This window comes from Nocardioides islandensis (assembly GCF_015352455.1).
Taxonomy (GTDB): Bacteria; Actinomycetota; Actinomycetes; order Propionibacteriales; family Nocardioidaceae; genus Nocardioides; species Nocardioides islandensis.
This window is the reverse complement of the sequence record NZ_JADKPN010000001.1, coordinates 377,977-395,093: the sequence shown is the minus strand read 5'-3', so window position 1 is coordinate 395,093 and position 17,117 is coordinate 377,977. Positions and strand designations below refer to the sequence as shown.

Annotated in this window: 15 protein-coding genes; 7 read left to right on the top strand and 8 right to left on the bottom strand. The window is 72.9% G+C overall.

The window, feature by feature from the left end; all coding sequences use genetic code 11:
• The first annotated feature begins 67 nt into the window (after positions 1–67).
• The 7 genes from ISU07_RS01895 to ISU07_RS01865 all read left to right on the top strand — a co-directional run bounded on the left by ISU07_RS01895 (position 68) and on the right by ISU07_RS01865 (position 9,137).
• The gene (locus tag ISU07_RS01895) at positions 68–709 is read left to right on the top strand and encodes a TetR/AcrR family transcriptional regulator (RefSeq protein WP_323742369.1); all 642 of its coding nucleotides are present in this window, start codon (positions 68–70) and stop codon (positions 707–709) included.
• Entirely contained in the window at positions 706–1,494 is a 789-nt protein-coding gene (locus ISU07_RS01890; protein WP_194705047.1) for a TIGR03084 family metal-binding protein, read from the top strand. Before ISU07_RS01895 ends, ISU07_RS01890 begins: the two co-directional genes overlap by 4 nt.
• Positions 1,487–3,208, top strand: coding sequence for an acyclic terpene utilization AtuA family protein (locus ISU07_RS01885; RefSeq protein WP_323742368.1), 1,722 nt, complete (start codon positions 1,487–1,489; stop codon positions 3,206–3,208). The genes ISU07_RS01890 and ISU07_RS01885 overlap by 8 nt, the downstream gene beginning before the upstream one ends.
• Positions 3,205–4,323 carry an acyl-CoA dehydrogenase family protein gene (locus tag ISU07_RS01880; protein WP_194705045.1) on the top strand — a complete coding sequence of 373 codons (1,119 nt, stop codon included), beginning with the start codon at positions 3,205–3,207 and terminating at the stop codon, positions 4,321–4,323. Before ISU07_RS01885 ends, ISU07_RS01880 begins: the two co-directional genes overlap by 4 nt.
• Before the next feature lie 160 nt (positions 4,324–4,483).
• Complete coding sequence (locus tag ISU07_RS01875; RefSeq protein WP_194705044.1) at positions 4,484–6,085, top strand: acyl-CoA carboxylase subunit beta; 1,602 nt, start codon at positions 4,484–4,486, stop codon at positions 6,083–6,085.
• On the top strand, positions 6,082–7,980 hold the full coding sequence (locus ISU07_RS01870; RefSeq protein ID WP_323742367.1) for an acetyl/propionyl/methylcrotonyl-CoA carboxylase subunit alpha: 1,899 nt from the start codon (positions 6,082–6,084) through the stop codon (positions 7,978–7,980). The genes ISU07_RS01875 and ISU07_RS01870 overlap by 4 nt, the downstream gene beginning before the upstream one ends.
• On the top strand, positions 7,977–9,137 hold the full coding sequence (locus ISU07_RS01865; RefSeq protein ID WP_194705043.1) for an acyl-CoA dehydrogenase family protein: 1,161 nt from the start codon (positions 7,977–7,979) through the stop codon (positions 9,135–9,137). Before ISU07_RS01870 ends, ISU07_RS01865 begins: the two co-directional genes overlap by 4 nt.
• A gap of 85 nt (positions 9,138–9,222) precedes the next feature.
• On the opposite strand, the gene ISU07_RS01860 is transcribed toward ISU07_RS01865, so the two are convergent.
• From ISU07_RS01860 to sigK, 8 genes are read right to left on the bottom strand one after another with little or no spacing between them, the layout of a single operon-like run.
• Positions 9,223–10,017 carry an MBL fold metallo-hydrolase gene (locus ISU07_RS01860; RefSeq protein WP_194705042.1) on the bottom strand — a complete coding sequence of 265 codons (795 nt, stop codon included), beginning with the start codon at positions 10,015–10,017 and terminating at the stop codon, positions 9,223–9,225.
• An 8-nt stretch (positions 10,018–10,025) separates the two neighbouring features.
• Positions 10,026–10,583 (bottom strand): protein-L-isoaspartate O-methyltransferase family protein, encoded by a 558-nt coding sequence (locus tag ISU07_RS01855; protein ID WP_194705041.1) that lies wholly within the window; start codon positions 10,581–10,583, stop codon positions 10,026–10,028.
• A gap of 4 nt (positions 10,584–10,587) precedes the next feature.
• Positions 10,588–11,397, bottom strand: a complete 810-nt coding sequence (locus ISU07_RS01850) for an aldo/keto reductase (RefSeq protein ID WP_194705040.1) — start codon at positions 11,395–11,397, stop codon at positions 10,588–10,590.
• 59 nt (positions 11,398–11,456) lie between these two features.
• Positions 11,457–12,281, bottom strand: a complete 825-nt coding sequence (locus tag ISU07_RS01845; RefSeq protein WP_323742366.1) for a DUF1295 domain-containing protein — start codon at positions 12,279–12,281, stop codon at positions 11,457–11,459.
• Positions 12,278–13,531 (bottom strand): SAM-dependent methyltransferase, encoded by a 1,254-nt coding sequence (locus ISU07_RS01840; RefSeq protein WP_194705039.1) that lies wholly within the window; start codon positions 13,529–13,531, stop codon positions 12,278–12,280. The genes ISU07_RS01845 and ISU07_RS01840 overlap by 4 nt, the downstream gene beginning before the upstream one ends.
• Entirely contained in the window at positions 13,528–15,633 is a 2,106-nt protein-coding gene (locus ISU07_RS01835) for an FAD-dependent oxidoreductase (protein WP_194705038.1), read from the bottom strand. The genes ISU07_RS01840 and ISU07_RS01835 overlap by 4 nt, the downstream gene beginning before the upstream one ends.
• Entirely contained in the window at positions 15,633–16,352 is a 720-nt protein-coding gene (locus ISU07_RS01830; protein WP_194705037.1) for an anti-sigma factor, read from the bottom strand. Before ISU07_RS01830 ends, ISU07_RS01835 begins: the two co-directional genes overlap by 1 nt.
• Positions 16,345–16,968, bottom strand: a complete 624-nt coding sequence (gene sigK / locus ISU07_RS01825) for an ECF RNA polymerase sigma factor SigK (RefSeq protein ID WP_194705036.1) — start codon at positions 16,966–16,968, stop codon at positions 16,345–16,347. Before sigK ends, ISU07_RS01830 begins: the two co-directional genes overlap by 8 nt.
• Between the last annotated feature and the right edge of the window lie 149 nt (positions 16,969–17,117).

The following is a 17,117-nucleotide window of genomic DNA, read 5'->3' as shown; positions in this document are numbered from 1 at the left end:
ACAGCAGGGGTTGCGGCGGGCGGCGGGCTGGCCCGAGCAAGAAACAAGCAGGCTTGACTGTTTGTTCGTGCGCCGCGACGATGGCGTCGTGCCGCCGTCCACCGTTCGCGTCCCGCAGGAGGAGCGCACCCGCGCCATGCGCGCGCGGCTGATGGAGGCGACGGTCGAGCTGCTGGTGGAGCGCGGGTTCGCCGGCACGTCGACGACGCTGGTGTCCGGGCGGGCGGGAGTGTCGCGGGGGGCGCAGCTGCACCACTTCCCGACCAAGAACGACCTGGTGGTGGCCGCCGTCGAGCACGTCACCGACGTGCGGGGTGCCGAGCTGGCCGCGGCCGCGGAGCGCGGACTGCCGCGCGGTGACCGGCGTACCCGCGCCGTCCTCGAGCTGCTCGCCGACCACTTCACCTCGCCGGTGTTCACCGCGGCGCTGGAGCTCTGGGTCGCGGCCCGCACCGACGAGTCGCTACGGGCGGCCGTCGTGCCGCTGGAGCAGCGGGTCGGCCGGCAGACGCACCGGATGACCGTCGAGCTGCTCGGGGCCGACGAGTCGCGGACCGGCGTGCGCGAGCTGGTGCAGGCCACGCTGGACCTGGTGCGTGGGCTCGGGCTGGCCGACACGATCACCGACGACACCGACCGGCGCAGGCGGATCCTGGACCGCTGGGCGGCCGCTCTCGACCAGGCGCTGGCGCCAGGGTCGGCCTCGTGAACGCCCTCCTGGAGGGCGTGCTGGCCGACCTCGCCGCCGAGGGCGCCGCGCTGGAGGCCCTGGTCGCCGACCTGGACGAGGCGTCCTGGCGACTACCGACGCCGGCCGAGGGCTGGGACGTGGCCACCCAGATCGCGCATCTCGCCTGGACCGACGAGGCGGCGCTGGCAGCCGCAACCGACAAGGAGGCGTGGGACGCGCTGGTGCTCGAGGCGCTGACCGACCCCGACGGCGCCGTCGACGCGGCCGCGCTGGCGGGCGGCGCCGTACCTCCCGGCGAGCTGCTGGCCCGGTGGCGCTCGAGCCGCGCGGCGCTGGCGGCCGCGCTGCGGGCGCTGCCCGAGGGGCAGAAGATGCCGTGGTACGGGCCGCCCATGTCGCCGGCCTCGATGGCCACCGCGCGGTTCATGGAGACGTGGGCGCACGGGCTCGACGTGCACGCCGCGCTCGGAGTCGCCCCGGCCGTGACCGACCGGGTCCGGCACGTCGCGCACCTCGGCGTGCGGACCCGCCGCTTCTCGTTCGGGGCCCGCGGGCTCGAGCCTCCGGCGCAGGAGCCGCGCGTCTCGCTGACCGCGCCGTCGGGCGAGGTGTGGACGTGGGGGCGGGAGGACGCGGCGGAGACCGTGACCGGCCCGGCGTACGACTTCTGCCTCCTCGTCACCCAGCGGGTGCACCGGGCCGACACCGAACTGGTGGCGGTCGGTGCGGGTGCCGATGCGTGGCTGGACGTCGCGCAGGCGTTCGCGGGGCCGCCGGGTGGGGGGCGGGCGTCTCGTGGCTGAGGCACTGAGGGTCGGGAACTGCTCCGGCTTCTACGGCGACCGGCTCTCGGCGATGCGGGAGATGCTGGAAGGCGGGTCGCTGGACGTGCTCACCGGCGACTACCTGGCCGAGCTGACGATGCTCATCCTCGGCCGCGACCAGCTGAAGGACCCGTCGCTGGGGTACGCCCGGACGTTCGTGCGTCAGCTCGAGGACTGCCTCGGGCTGGCCCTCGAACGCGGGGTCAGGATCGTGTCGAACGCCGGCGGGCTCAATCCCGCCGGCCTCGCGGCGCGCATCGGCGAGGTCGCGTCCGGGTTGGGCCTGTCGCCGTCGGTGGCGTACGTCGACGGCGACGACGTGCGGGCGCTCGGCTTCGAGGGCGCGCTGACCGCCAACGCGTACCTCGGCGGCTGGGGCATCGCGGCCGCGCTGGCGGAGGGTGCCGACGTCTTGGTGACCGGCCGCGTCACCGACGCCTCCCTCGTCGTCGGCCCGGCGGCGGCGCACTTCGGCTGGGCCCCGGACGCCTACGACGCGCTCGCCGGTGCCGTGGTCGCCGGTCACGTGCTCGAGTGCGGCTGCCAGGCCACGGGCGGCAACTTCTCCGGGTTCCGCGAGATCCCGCACCCGACGCTGCCGATGGGGTTCCCGCTGGCCGAGATCGCCGCGGACGGGTCGTCGGTCGTCACCAAGCACGACGGCACCGGTGGGATGGTGTCGGTCGACACAGTCACGGCCCAGCTGATGTACGAGGTGCAGAGCACGACGTACCTGAACCCCGACGTCACCACCGACCTCACCTCGATCCGCCTCGCGGCCGACGGACCCGACCGCGTGCGCGTCTCGGGCGTGCGTGGGTCGGCACCCCCGGAGCGGCTGAAGGTCGGCGTCAACGAGCTGGGTGGCTACCGCAACGTCGTCGAGCTCGTGCTCACCGGCCTGGACATCAAGGAGAAGGCCGTCTGGGTGCGCGCCCAGCTCGGGCAGCGGGTGCGCCCGCAGTCGATCGCGACCGCGCTCGGTCCGCTCCCGCGCGAGGACGCGGACCGGGAGGAGGACGCCTCGACGCTGCTGCGCATCACGGTGCAGGACGAGTCCGCCGACGTCGTCGGCCGGGCCTTCTCGTCGGCCGCGGTCGAGCTGGCGCTGGCGTCGTACCCGGGCTTCACCATGACCGCACCCCCCGGTTCCGGCACGCCGTTCGGGGTCTACCGCGCCGAGTACGTCGACCGGTCGGCGGTGCGGCACACCGTCCACCACGCCGACGGCCGCGTGTCGCTGGTCGAGGAAGGCGCGCTAGCGCCTGTCACGAGACCCGGTGAGAGGTCTGAGGTCACGTCACCGGGTCTCGCGACGGTTGCCAGCGCGCCCTCCTCGACGAGCGGGAAGCGAGTCCCGCTCGGCACGTTCGTGCACGCCCGGTCCGGGGACAAGGGCGGCGACGCGAACCTGGGGCTGTGGGTGGCGCACGACGGGTCGACGTCGTACGACGCGCGCGTGGCCTGGCTCCTCGCGACGGTGACGCCGGACTTCCTGCGCGAGCTGCTGCCGGAGACCCGCGAGCTCGACGTCGAGGTCCACGCACTGCCCAACCTGGGGGGTGTGAACGTCGTGGTGCACGGGCTGCTCGGCCGAGGCGTGGCCGCGTCGACGCGCTTCGACCCCCAGGCCAAGGGCCTGGGCGAGTGGGCGCGGTCGCGGCACGTCGAGATCCCCGAGGTCCTGCTGTGAACGCCCTCCGCGAGACCGCGGCCGAGTTCGTTCGGCGCGAGGTGGCGCCGTACCTCCAGGACTGGGAGGACGCCGGCCAGGTGCCGCGGTCACTGCACCTGGCCGCTGCCAAGCAGGGTCTGCTCGGCGTCTCGTTCCCCGAGTCCGTGGGCGGTGAGGGCGGCGACCTGCTCGACTCGATCGCGGTGATGGAGGGCATGCTCGAGTCCGGCGCGTCGAGCGGGCTGCTGGCCGCGCTGTTCACCGGCGGTATCGCGCTGCCCCACATCGCCGCGTCCGGGAACACCGACCTCGTCGACCGCTTCGTGCGACCGACCCTCGCGGGCGAGAAGATCGGCGCCCTCGCGATCACCGAGCCCGACGGCGGGTCCGACGTCGCGGCGATCCGGACAACAGCGCGGCTCGACGGCGATGCGTACGTCGTGGACGGCACCAAGACCTTCATCACCAGCGGCGCGCGAGCGGACTTCGTGACGCTGGCCGTGCGCACCGGCGGCCCGGGCGCCCGTGGGCTGTCGCTGCTCGTCGTCGAGAAGGGCACACCCGGCTTCACCGTCGACCGGACGCTGGCCAAGATGGGCTGGCACTGCTCGGACACCGCCGAGCTCGGCCTCGCCGGCTGCCGGGTGCCGGTGGCGAACCTGGTCGGCGCCGAGGGCTCCGGGTTCGCGCAGATCGCCGAGCAGTTCGTGGTCGAGCGGATCGCGCTGGCCGTGCACGGCTACGGCATCGCCGCCCGGTCGCTGGCCCTCACCGCGGCGTACGTGCGTGAGAGGTCGACGTTCGGCCGTCCCCTGAACGACCGGCAGGTGGTCCGGCACCGGCTCGTCGAGATGCACCGCCAGGTCGAGGTGGCGCGGACCTACGTGCACGCCGTCGCCGCCCGGCACGTCGCCGGCGAGGACGTCGTCGCGGCCGCCTGCCTGGCCAAGCAGACGGCCGTCGAGACCGCGGTCGCGGTCACCGACATGGCCGTCCAGCTGCACGGGGGCACGGGGTACCTGCACGGCACCGAGGTCGAGCGGCATTATCGCGACGCCCGCATCCTGCCCATCGGCGGCGGTGCCACCGAGGTGCTCATCGACCTGGCCGCCCGACTGTTGGGGTACGCATGAACGGCCGAGTTGCGCCTCCGGCACGTCCGAGTTGCGCCTGCGGAACGCTCGAGTTGCGCGTGAAGTCCGCCCGGTCGGCGTACCGGAGGCGCAACTCGCCGGTGCCGGAGGCGCAACTCGCCGGTACCGGGGGCGCAACTCGACCTGGGGAGGGGCGGAGATGAGCAACCGCGAGTCGATGCTGGAGAAGATCGCCGACCTCGAGGCCGAGGTGGCCAAGGCCGTGGCCGGGGGCGGGGAGAAGTACGTCGACCGGCACCACGCCCGGGGCAGGCTGCTGCCCCGCGAGCGGATCGAGCTGCTGGTCGACGAGGGGTCGGCGTTCCTCGAGCTGTCGCCGCTGGCGGGCTGGGGCTCGGACTTCCACGTCGGGGCCTCCCTGGTGACGGGCATCGGCGTGGTCGAGGGCGTCGAGTGCCTCATCACCGCCAACGACCCGACGGTCAAGGGCGGCGCCAGCAACCCGTGGACGGTGAAGAAGGCCTTCCGGGCCGCGCAGATCGCCGAGGAGAACAACCTGCCCACGATCTCGCTGGTCGAGTCGGGTGGCGCGGACCTGCCGACCCAGAAGGAGATCTTCATCCCGGGCGGCAAGCTGTTCCGCGACCTGACGCGCGCGTCGGCGCGGCGGCAGCCGACGATCGCGCTGGTGTTCGGCAACTCGACGGCCGGTGGGGCGTACGTGCCGGGCATGAGCGACTACACCGTCATGGTGAAGGAGCAGGCCAAGGTGTTCCTGGGCGGCCCGCCGCTGGTGAAGATGGCGACCGGAGAGGAGTCCGACGACGAGTCGCTCGGCGGCGCCGAGATGCACGCGCGGGTCTCCGGGCTCGCCGACTACCTCGCCCAGGACGAGCTCGACGCGATCCGGATCGGCCGGCGGATCGTGGCCCGGCTCAACTGGAGGAAGGCGGTTCGGTCACCGGGTCACGTGACGGGACTTCGTCCCTCCTCGGCCAACGGCTGGGCAGAGCCCGACGAGGATCCCGAAGGGCTGCTCGACCTCATCCCGGCCGACCTCAAGGAGCCGTTCGACCCGCGCGAGGTGATCGTCCGCATCTGCGACGGCACGGGGCCTGGCAACGGCCGGCCGTTCGACGAGTTCAAGCCGCTCTACGGCACCTCGCTGGTCACCGGCTGGGCGAAGCTGCACGGCCGCCCGATCGGGATCCTCGCCAACGCGCAGGGCGTGCTGTTCAGCGAGGAGGCGCAGAAGGCGACCCAGTTCATCCAGCTGGCCAACCAGGTCGACGTACCCCTGCTCTTCCTGCACAACACCACCGGCTACATGGTCGGCGCCGAGTACGAGCAGGGCGGGATCATCAAGCACGGCGCCCAGATGATCAACGCGGTCAGCAACTCCCAGGTCCCGCACCTCAGCGTGATCATGGGCGCGTCGTACGGCGCCGGGAACTACGGCATGAACGGCCGCGCGTACGATCCGCGCTTCCTCTTCACCTGGCCGTCGGCCAAGTCCGCGGTGATGGGCCCGGCACAGCTCGCCGGCGTCCTGTCGATCGTCGCGCGGGCGGCCGCGGAGGCGCGGGGACAGGCGTACGACGAGGAGGGCGACGCGGGCATGCGGGCCTTCGTCGAGCAGTCGGTCGAGGAGCAGTCGCTGCCGTTCTTCCTCAGCGGGATGCTGTACGACGACGGCGTCATCGACCCCCGGGACACCCGCACGGTGCTGGCCATCTGCCTGTCGGTCATCGAGAACGCGCCGATCGAGGGCGCCAGGGGTTACGGGGTGTTCCGGACGTGATCTCGACAAGCTCGATCAGCAGACTGCTCGTGGCCAACCGGGCCGAGATCGCCTCACGCGTCTTCCGTACCTGCCGTCGCCTGGGCATCGAGACCGTCGCGGTGCACTCCGACGCCGACTCGGGGCTGCCGTACGTCCGCGAGGCCGACGTCGCCGTCCGGCTGCCGGGGTCGTCCCCGGCCGACACCTACCTGCGCGGCGACCTGCTCGTCGACGCGGCGCTGAGGTCGGGAGCCGACGCCGTGCACCCGGGGTACGGGTTCCTCTCCGAGAACGCCGCCTTCGCCCGTGCCGTCGAAGATGCCGGTCTGACATGGGTCGGTCCCACGCCGGAGTCGATCGAGGCGATGGGCTCGAAGATCCGCGCCAAGGAGATCATGCGGGCCGCCGGCGTGCCGGTCCTCGAGGCGCCGCCCGTCCCCACCGAGGGGGACTTCCCTCTGCTGGTCAAGGCGTCCGCGGGTGGCGGCGGGCGTGGCATGCGGGTCGTGCGCTCGCTCGAGCAGCTGCCGTGGGAGATCGGCCTGGCCGAGAAGGAGGCGCTGTCGGCGTTCGGCGACGGCACCCTGCTGGTCGAGCCGTACGTCGAGCGCGGACGTCACGTCGAGGTCCAGGTCTTCGGGAGCACGGTCCTCGGCGAACGCGACTGCTCGATCCAGCGGCGGCACCAGAAGGTGGTCGAGGAGGCGCCCGCTCCGAACCTGCCCGACGAGGTGCGATCGACGCTCCACGAGGCCGCTCGCCGGGCAGCGGACGCCATCGACTACCGCGGGGCCGGCACCGTGGAGTTCCTCTACGACCCGGGCTCGGCGAGGTTCTGGTTCCTGGAGATGAACACCCGTCTCCAGGTCGAGCACCCCGTCACCGAGCTGGTGCACGGCGTGGACCTGGTGGCGATGCAGCTCGGCGAGGGTCTCGACACGCCGCTCGTCCCTCGCGGCGGCTCGACCACCGAGGGACGGGGGCACGCCATCGAGGTCCGCCTGTACGCCGAGGACCCGGCCGCCGACCACCAGCCGCAGTCCGGGGTGCTGACCCGCTTCGAGATCCCGGAGGGCGAGGGGATCCGGGTGGATGCGGGCTACGAGTCCGGCTCGACCGTCTCCACCTTCTACGACGCGATGCTGGCCAAGGTGATCTGCCACGCACCGGATCGTGCGACCGCCGCCCGCAAGCTCGCCGACACCCTCGCGCGGGCCCGGATCCACGGCGTCACGACCAACCGGGACCAGCTGGTCGCGGTGCTGCGGTCGGAGGAGTTCCTGGCGGGGGAGGTGTCGACCGGGTTCCTCTCCGAGGGTCTCGTGACGGGACTTCGTCCCTCCTCGACCAGCGTGGAGCACGGCGTGGCGGCCGCGATCGCTCTCGCCGAGAAGGCCGGGGCCGAGCGGACCGTGCAGCGCGGCGTCCCGGTGGGCTGGCGCAACGTGCGCAGCCAGCCCCAACGTGTCGAGTTCACCGACGGGACGGTCGTGGAGTGGTGGGACCGTCACCCGTCGGTCGTCGCGGCGAGCCCCGCGAGCGTGACGCTCGAGACCGACGGCGTCCGGACGACGTACGACGTCACCATCAACGGTGACCCAGGACGTGAGTGGGTCGACGTGGACGGGCCGACGGGTCACGCACGGCTGACCAGGAAGCCCCGGTTCACCGACCCGGCCGACGCGCTGGCGAGCGGCAGCCTGCTGGCGCCGATGCCCGGGACGGTCGTCAGCGTGGCCGTCGAGCAGGGGGCGGCCGTGACGGCCGGGCAGCCGGTGCTGGTGCTCGAGGCGATGAAGATGCAGCACACCGTGGCCGCGCCGTACGACGGCGTCGTCACCACGATCGACGTACACAGGGGACAACAGGTGGCAGCGGGCGAGGTCCTGGCTGTCGTGGAGGAGAGCGCATGACGAGCTTCACCGAGTCCGAGGAACGCCAGGAGCTGCGCAGGCAGGTGGCGCGGCTGGCGTCCAAGTACGGCCGCGAGTACTTCACCGAGAAGGCGCGCAGCGGCGGCAAGACCACCGACCTGTGGCTGGAGATCGGGAAGAACGGCTACCTCGGGATCAACCTGCCGGAGGAGTACGGCGGCGGGGGCGGCGGCATCGGCGACATCGCGGCGGTCTGCGAGGAGCTCGCCGCGCAGGGGTGCCCGCTGCTGATGATGGTCGTCAGCCCGGCGATCTGCGGGACGGTGATCGCGAGGTACGGGACCGAGGAGCAGAAGCAGCGCTGGCTGCCCGGGATCGCGGACGGCACGGGCACGATGGCCTTCGCGATCACCGAGCCGGACGCCGGCACCAACTCCCACAACATCACCACGACGGCCCGGCGGGACGGCGACGAGTGGCTGCTGACCGGACGCAAGATCTACATCTCCGGCGTCGACGAGGCCGACAACGTCCTGGTCGTGGCGAGGACGGAGGACGCGCGGACCGGCAAGCTCAAGCCCTGCCTGTTCGTGGTTCCGACCGACGCCGAGGGCTTCGAGGCCAAGCCCATCCCGATGGAGATCGTCAGCCCGGAGAAGCAGTTCCAGGTGTTCATCGACGACGTCCGGCTCCCCGACGACGCGCTCGTCGGTGACGAGGACGCCGGGCTCGTGCAGCTGTTCGCCGGCCTCAACCCCGAGCGGATCATGGCGGCGTCGTTCTCGACCGGCCTGGCGCGGTTCGCGATCGACAAGGCGGCGGCGTACGCCAAGGAGCGCACGGTCTTCCAGGGCCCCATCGGCTCGCACCAGGCCATCGCCCACCCGCTCGCCCAGTCGAAGATCGAGACCGAGCTGGCCCGGCTGATGACGCAGAAGGCCGCCGCCCTCTACGACGCCGGCGACGACCTGGGTGCCGGGGAGGCGGCCAACATGGCCAAGTACGCCGCCGCGGAGGCTGCCTGCGACGCCGCCGACCGCGCGGTGCAGGCGCACGGGGGCAACGGGATCACGCAGGAGTACGGCATGGCGGGCCTCCTCGTCGCCACCCGCGCCGGCCGCATCGCGCCGGTCAGCCGGGAGATGATCCTCAACTTCGTGGCCATGCACTCCCTCGGTCTCCCGAAGTCGTACTGAGGAGAACCCCCCCGATTCGTCAGCAGGTCGACCGCGACGAGCACCCGCAGGATCGCTGACGAATCGGGGGCGAGGGCGAGCCGACTCAGGGCAGCGCGACGAACGCCTCGGTGAGGTGCGCGGTGGCCAGGGAGGCACCACGCCGCCGCGCCTCGGCGTACATCCGCTCCCGCGACGCGGTGGCGGCGACGGGGTCGTCCTCCGCGGCGTACGCGACGGACGGCGCGACGAGCTGGACGGCGTGCACCAGCAGGTCGCCGGTGAGCAGGAGGGTCTCGGACCCGGACGTCAGCCACACCGACTGGTGGCCGACCGTGTGTCCCGGGGTCGGCTCGAGGTCGATGCCCGGTCGCAGCGACACGGGTCCGTCGACCTGACGTAGCAGGCCGAAGGAACGCAGCGGGTCGACCGTCGCCTCGACGATCGCGCGCTCGTCGGCGACGGCCGCGACCTCGGCGGCCTGGATGACGTGCTCGGCGTTGCCGAACATCGGCAGACCGGCTCGGCCCAGCACCCAGCCGACGTGGTCCTCGTGCAGGTGCGTGAGCACGACGGTGCCGACCTCCGAGGCCCCGATGCCCAGCGCGGTCAGCTTCTCGGGGAGCTCGCCGGGACCGGGTGCCCAGGCGGCGGCAGGGCTCGCGGACGAGCCGACGCCGAGGTCGACGATGGTGACGTGGTCGTCCGGACCGATGACCACGAACGCGCGGAACGGCAGCACCCACGCCCCGTCGACACCGTCCGGCCCGAACGCCATGGGGTCGAGCGCCCGGGCCGCCGCCCAGTCGTCCTCGCTCGCGCCGGGGAAGGCCTCGCGGTTCGTGGTGTCGATCGGCCCGGCCGCGTCGACGAGCGCGTGCACGGCGAACGAGCCGACCATCGCGGCGTTCATACGAGCGGCACGAACCGGTAGGAACCGTGATGGCTCTCGCGTACCTCGCCGCCGGACGTCGTCACGAGGGTCATCGTGCCGCGTACCGGGATCACCAGGCGACCCCCGTCGGCCAGCTGGTCGACCAGCGCCTGCGGGAGCGACGCCGGCTGGGCGGAGACGAGGATCCGGTCGTACGGCGCGTGGTCGGGCAACCCGAGCACGCCCGGCGTCGCCCGGCGGATCGACGCCCAGGGCTGGCCGGTCGCGGCGAGGTTGGCCGACCCGAACTCCACCAGCGCCGGCACGATCTCCACGCCGGTCACCGAGCCCGTCGGCCCGACCAGGTGCGCCAGCAGCGCGGTCGTCCACCCCGAGCCGGAGCCGACGTCGAGCACCCGCTGACCGGGCCGGACGTCCAGCAGGCGGAGCATGTCGGCCACCGTGCGCGGCTGGGAGTTCGTCTGCCCGTCGCCGATGGGCAGCGGTCCGTCGTACCCGGCCCGGCGCCGTTCTCCCTCGGGCAGGAAGCCCTCGCGCGGCCAAGCGGCGAACGCCGCCTCGACGGCATCCACGGGGTCAGCGCCGCGTGCCCGATCGCCGGCCGAGCCCGTCGAGAGCGGACATGTGCTCGTCGGTCAGCTCGAACCCGCCGACGTCGGCGTTGGCCCGCACGCGCTCCGCCTGCGAGGACCGCGGGATGACGACGATGCCGTGCTGCACGTGCCAGCGGACGACCACCTGCGCCGGCGTGCGGTCGAGCTCCTCGGCGATGCCGGTGACGACGGGGTGGGAGAGCACGCCGCCCTTCAGCGCGCTGTAGCCCTCGAGCACGACACCGCGCGCCTGGTGGCCCTCCACCACGGCCGGGTCGTGCAGCTGAGGTCGCCACTCGATCTGGTTCACGGCCGGGGTCACGTCGGTGGCCGTCGCGACGTGGTCGATCTGCTCGCCGGAGAAGTTGGAGACGCCGATGTCCCGGGCCGTGCCGGCGGCCTGGGCCTTCACGAAGCTCTCCCACACCGCGGCGTTGCGCCGGTCGTCGACGGGCGCGTGCACCAGCCACAGGTCGACGTGGTCGACGCCGAGCGCCTCGAGGCTGCGGCCCAGCACGTCGAGCTCGGGGCGGCCGGAGCGCGGGTTGTACTTCGTGGTCACGAACACCTCGTCCCGCGGCACGCCGCTGTCGGTCAGGGCCCGCCCGACCTCGAGCTCGTTGCCGTACATCGTCGCGGTGTCCAGGTGCCGGTAGCCCGCCTCGAGCGCGACCAGGCAGGCGTCGTAGCACTCGTCACCCTTGAGCTGCCAGGTGCCGAACCCCACGAGCGGGAAGTCGCCGCCGCCGCGCAGGGCGACGGTCTCGGCCGGGATGTCTACCGAGGAGCTCATCCTCCGACCCTAGTCATCTCGGTGACGGGCATGCCCACCGACGATGCCGGCGTCCGAGGTCAGCCCCGCCTCGGCGGCAGCGGCACGAACATCGAGGTGCGCGCGGCGTACTCCGGGTAGCCCGGCCGCTGCAGCATCGTCTGCTCCAGCAGGCGCGCGCCGGTGGCGAAGGCGAGGAAGTAGGTCATCGCGACCGGCGCGACGACCGTCAGCAGCGCAGGCAGCCAGCCGGACGAGAGCGCCGCGGCGACCCAGAGCCCCCACCACACGCACGCGTCGCCGAAGTAGTTCGGGTGCCGGGTGTAGCGCCACAGACCCGTGTCGAGCACCTGCGGCCGCTGGTCCCTGGGCGTCGAGCGGTACGTCGCGAGTTGGGCGTCCCCGACGGACTCGAAGACCAGGCCCACCACCCAGAGCGCGACGCCCAGCCACACGAGCCACGCCCACCGCACCTCGGTGACCGCCGCGGCCATCAGCGGCAGCGAGACCAGCCAGACGGCCAGGCCCTGCACCACGAACACCTTGCGCACCGCGACCGCGAAGCCTTCCGGCGTGGTGACGGGCGCGCCGAGCAGCTTCTCGTACCTCGGGTCCTCGCCGTGCCCGCGCGACCGCCGGCCGATGTGCCACGCCAGCCGGCCGCCCCACACGGAGACCAGCGCCGCGAGCAGCCAGCCGCGCCACGCGTCGCCGTCGGACACGAGCGGACCGACGACGGCGCAGACGACGGCGGCGGCCACCAGCGCCAGGCCCCAGGTGACGTCGACGACCGACACCCGGCGGGCGCGGCGCGCCGCGACGGCGGTCAGCACCATGGCCAGGGCCACCAGGACGAGCACGGTCCCGGCCAGGACGACGACGTCCACCGGCCGGGCCGTCGTCACCGCTCGAGCACGATCTGCTCGACGTCCAGGTAGCCGGACGCGAAGCCGGCGCGGGAGTACTCCAGGTAGAAGTGCCACATCCGCAGGAACGTCTCGTCGAAGCCCAGCCCGACCACGCGGTCGTGGTTCGCCCGGAAGGCGGCGTCCCAGCGGCGCAGCGTCTCGGCGTAGTGGTGGCCGAACGACAGGCGGTCGGTGATGCGCAGCGTGGTGTGCCGGCGGGTGACCTCCTCGATCGCCTCGACCGAGGGCAGGAAGCCCCCCGGGAAGATGTACTTGTTGATCCACGTGTGCGTGTTCCGGGTCGCCAGCATCCGGTCGTGCGGCATCAGGATCGCCTGGAGGCCGACCCGGCCGCCCGGGGCGAGCACGCGGTCGAGGATGCGGAAGTACTCCGGCCAGAACTCGTGCCCGACCGCCTCGATCATCTCGATGGAGGCGACGGCGTCGTACGCCGCGTCCTCCTCGATGGCGCGGTAGTCGCGCAGCTCGATGTCGACCCGGTCGGCCACGCCGGCCTCAGCCACCCGCCTCCGGGCGAGCTCGAGCTGCTCGACCGACAGCGTCACGCTGCGTACGCGGGCGCCCCGGCGGGCGGCGCGGATGGCGAGCTCGCCCCAGCCGGTGCCGATCTCCAGAAGCCGCGTCTCCGGGCCGACGCCGATGCGGTCCAGCAGTCGTTCGACCTTGCGGGCCTGCGCTGTGCCGAGGTCCTCGGTCTGCATGGCCGTCGGGTCGAACAGCGCCGAGGAGTAGCAGAGCGAGCCGTCGAGGAACGTCTCGAACAGGTCGTTGGACAGGTCGTAGTGGTGCGCGATGTTGTCGCGGCTGTTGTCGCGAGTGCTGCGCAGGGTGTGCGGCGACCGTGGCACGACCAGGGCGCGGGCCCGTTGCAGGGCCGGCGGCACCAGCGTGGGCAGCTCGGCGCAGAGCACGGTGAGGAAACCACCCAGGTCCTCGGCGTCCCAGGCGCCGGTGAGGTAGGCCTCGCCGAACCCGATGAGACCGAGGCGGCCGAGCCGTGCGAAGAACTCCTCGGGACGGTGCACCGTCATGGCGGGGCCGCCCTGGCCCAGGACCTGGGAGGAGCCGTCGCTCCGCTCGATGCGGACGGTGACGGGCAACCGTCGTACGGCTCCGGTGAACAGCCGCCGGGCCACGACGGCCGACACCGCGGCCCGCGCGCCGGACGGCACGGTGGCGAGATCGGGCCACGTCCGGAGGTCGGCGCGGCTCTGGGTGATGGTCATGAGACTCCTGGCTGGTGGTGATGGGGACGCGGCTGCACGCGCAGGCGTCGCGCCCACAGCCACACACCGTGCATTCGGATCAGGAAGGCGCCGCGGATGCCTGCCGGCGCGGCCCGCCAGGCGACGAGGCGGTCGGCGGTGCGGGTGCCGGAGAGCCGCGCGCTGAACCGCGCGCCCTCGTCGGTGCGCAGGGTGATGGCCACGTCGAGGTGTTCGCCGGGCACGCGCGCGGCGATCTCGTAGGTCCCGTCGACGCCGTGGAACGGTGAGACGTACATCGCCTTGTCCGTGCGCGCGCGGCCCTGCGCGTCCGGGTGCACGAGGTACGCGTGCCGGTCGCCGTAGGTGTTGTGCACCTCGAGGATCGTCCCGGCGGGACGGCCGTCGCCGTCGAAGCACCAGAACACGCTGATGGGGTTGAAGCAGTGGCCGAACGCCCGCGGGTGCGCGGCCATCAGGATCCGGCCCGGTCCCTGCCGGGTCGTCAGGTCGATCTCGTGGCGCGCGAGGAACGCCGTGACGTTGCCGCGCAGGGTTGCGTGCGGCCAGCCGAGGTGGTCGCGCGCCTCGAAGCTGCCCAGGACGCCGGCCAGCGCCCCGTGGTCCGGGAGGTCGTCGAGGTCGACCAGCCAGGTGTACGAGTGGTGGGTGAAGCTGCGCGTGAACGGCTTGCGGCGGGTGTGGGTGATGGTCGTGCGGTAGACCGCTCCACCGCTGGTCGAGGAGGGACGAAGTCCCGTCACGAGACCCCGCGAGAGGTCGGCGGCCGTCTCACCGGGTCTCGTGACAGGCGCTAGCGCGCCTTCCTCGACCAGCGGGTGCCAGTGGATACCCAGCCGCTCCGCGGCCGTCAGCCCCGAACGAGCACCGTCCTCGTGGAACCCCCAGCCGTGGTAGGCCCCCGCGAACGCGACCCGGTCGGTGTCGCACTCGGGCAGCCGGGCCTGGGCGGCCACGGACTCCGGGGTGTAGAGCGGGTGGGCGTACTCGCGGCGCTCGATGACCGTGCTCGGGTCGACGAGGTCCTCGCCGCCGAGGGTGACGAGGTACGGCGTGGTCGTCGGCAGCCGCATCAGCCGGGTCAGGTCGTAGGTGACGGTCACCCGGCCGCGGTCGCCCGCGACGCGGCGGAAGTTCCAGGAGGCGCGGGCCCGCCGGGCGCGCGGCAGCAGCGACGCGTCGGTGTGCAGCAGCGCCGGGTTGGCGGAGTACGGCAGGGCGGACAGCACCTCGCGCTGCGCCGCGGTCGGCTCGGCCAGCAGGGCCAGTGCCTGGTCGGGGTGGGTGGCGACGACCACCGCGTCGTAGGTCTCCGCGCGACCGTTGCCGTCCACGACCACGACGCCGTCGGGCGTCTCGAGCAGCGAGGTCACCTTGGTGCCGAGCCGCAGGTCGTCGACCCGCGCCCCGATCCGGTCGACGTACTGACGCGACCCACCCACCACGGTGCGCCACTGCGGCGAGCCGAAGACGCCGAGCATCCCGTGGTGGTCGAGGAACGTGAACAGGTACCGCGCGGGGTAGTCCAGGGCGATGTCGGGGTCGCAGGACCAGACGGCGGCGACGACGGGCTCCATGAAGTGGCGGGCGAAGTACGCCGAGAAGTCGTGCTCCTCCAGGAAGTCGCGCAGGGTGACGTCACGGGCCTCGTCGGTGGCGGAGGCGGCCAGCAGCCGCCGGGCCGCTCGGTGGAAGCGCGGGACCTCGCCGAGCATCCGCAGGTACGCCGGCCTGGCCAGGTTGCGCCAGGTCGGGAACAGGCCGGCGACGCCGAGTGCCCCGGCCCACTCGAGCCCGGTCGCGTCGTCGCGGGTCGACATCGACATCTCGCTGGGCTGGGTGGCCACGCCGAGCTCGGCGAAGATCCGCAGCAGGGTCGGGTACGTGCGCGCGTTGTGCACGATGAACCCCGTGTCGATGGCGAGCACGCCGTCCGCCGACTCCACGTCGTGGGTGTCGGCGTGCCCGCCGAGGCGGTCGTCGGCCTCGTAGAGCGTGACGCGTACGCCGGGCGAGGACGTGGCGACGTACGCCGCCGTCAGCCCGGCGACGCCCGAGCCGACGACGGCGACACGCCGCGGCTGGTTGACGGGTGGAGCCATCAAGCGGCCCCGAAGTCGATGAGCGCCACGACGTCCGTGGGCTGCTCCGACCCGCCCGCCGGCTCCAGGCTGATCCCGGCACCGATCGCGTCGTCGGAGTCACCCGACAGCAGCACCGTCGTCCTGTCGGCCGGCATCAGCCCGGCCGAGACCATCTCGTCCGCCGGGCTCTGCAGCCACAGCTGGTAGACCTTGCCGTCCGGCGCGGCCGGCATGTCCTCGGTGACCAGGACGGCCTTGTGCTCGCTGGCCGACCGCACGACGGTGGCCTTGGCGCCGTTGTCGAGGGTCTGGCTGAAGCGCTGGGCGTCGGGCGCCCGGAGCACCCGGTCGGTCGCGCTCAGCGTGGTGGACGTGTCGTCCCGCCACGGCTGCCAGACGGTCGCGCCGACCCCGATGATCCCGAGGACGACGGCCGCCACCAGAGCGGGAAACCACCTCCGGCGGGCGACCGGTGCCTCCTCACGGGGAGCCGACCGGTCCTCCACGACCGGCGGCAGGGGGCGGACGCGGGAGATGCCGGCGAGCACCTGGGCGCGCAGCTCGGGCGGCGGTGCGGTCTGCACGTCGTCGGCGAGCGCGGCCGTGGCCTCGCGGACGCTGGCCACCTCGGCCTGGCAGTCCGGGCACGTCGCCAGGTGTCGCTCGAAGCCGGCGCGCTCGAGGTCGTCGACCGCGTCGACGGCATAAGCGCCCGACAGCGCATGGATGTCACTCATGCCGCTCACCTCCTACTCCCAGTGCGTCGCGCAACCGGATCAGTCCGTCTCGGATGCGTGTCTTGGCCGTGCCGACCGGCAGGTCGAGCATCGAGGCCACCTCGGTGTGCGTGTACCCGCCGTAGTAGGCCAACGCGATGGCCTCCCGCTGCACGACCGTGAGCCCCGCGAGGGCCGAGCGGACCCGGCGCGCCTCCATCCGGGTCTCGACCGCGTCGGCGGTGCTGTCGTGCTCCACCTGGTTCGTCGTGTCGTGGTACGTCGTGTCCCGCCGGCTGGAGGCCTCCGCCGACCGCACCCGGTCGACCGCCTTGCGGTGCACGATCGTCATCAGCCAGGAGATCGCGCTGCCCTTGGCCTGGTCGAACCGGCTGGCGGACTTCCACACCTCGAGGTACGCCTCCTGGGTGACCTCCTGGGCCTGGGCCGGGTCGCGCACCACCCGCAGCGCCAGGCCGTAGATCCGCGAGGAGGTCGCGTCGTACAGCTGGGCGAACGCCGCCTCGTCGCCGCGCGCGCTGCTCCGGAGCAGGCCCCCGAGGTCGGGACGCGATGCCGCCGAGCCGCCCGCTTCGGGCTCGGGTACCGCGCCGAGGTGGCGCGCGCTGGGATCCACGTCGCGATCCTTTCGTCCCAGGCCCGCTCGGGGGTACCCCCGAGCGGGTCATCGGCGGGCGTGTCGGCACGCCCAGAAGACAAGTCGGAAGTGGTTCGGCGCCGGGGTCGGTGACGGATTGGTGACGGATTGCTGACGGCCAGCGGTCT

Bases quoted from the DNA above. Each gene is read 5' to 3' on its own strand.
- ISU07_RS01875 (WP_194705044.1), top strand. From the start codon at position 4,484: ATGAGCAACCGCGAGTCGATGCTGGAGAAGATCGCCGACCTCGAGGCC.
- ISU07_RS01865 (WP_194705043.1), top strand. From the start codon at position 7,977: ATGACGAGCTTCACCGAGTCCGAGGAACGCCAGGAGCTGCGCAGGCAG.
- ISU07_RS01860 (WP_194705042.1), bottom strand. From the start codon at position 10,017: ATGGTCGGCTCGTTCGCCGTGCACGCGCTCGTCGACGCGGCCGGGCCG.
- ISU07_RS01850 (WP_194705040.1), bottom strand. From the start codon at position 11,397: ATGAGCTCCTCGGTAGACATCCCGGCCGAGACCGTCGCCCTGCGCGGC.
- ISU07_RS01840 (WP_194705039.1), bottom strand. From the start codon at position 13,531: ATGACCATCACCCAGAGCCGCGCCGACCTCCGGACGTGGCCCGATCTC.
- ISU07_RS01835 (WP_194705038.1), bottom strand. From the start codon at position 15,633: ATGGCTCCACCCGTCAACCAGCCGCGGCGTGTCGCCGTCGTCGGCTCG.
- ISU07_RS01830 (WP_194705037.1), bottom strand. From the start codon at position 16,352: ATGAGTGACATCCATGCGCTGTCGGGCGCTTATGCCGTCGACGCGGTC.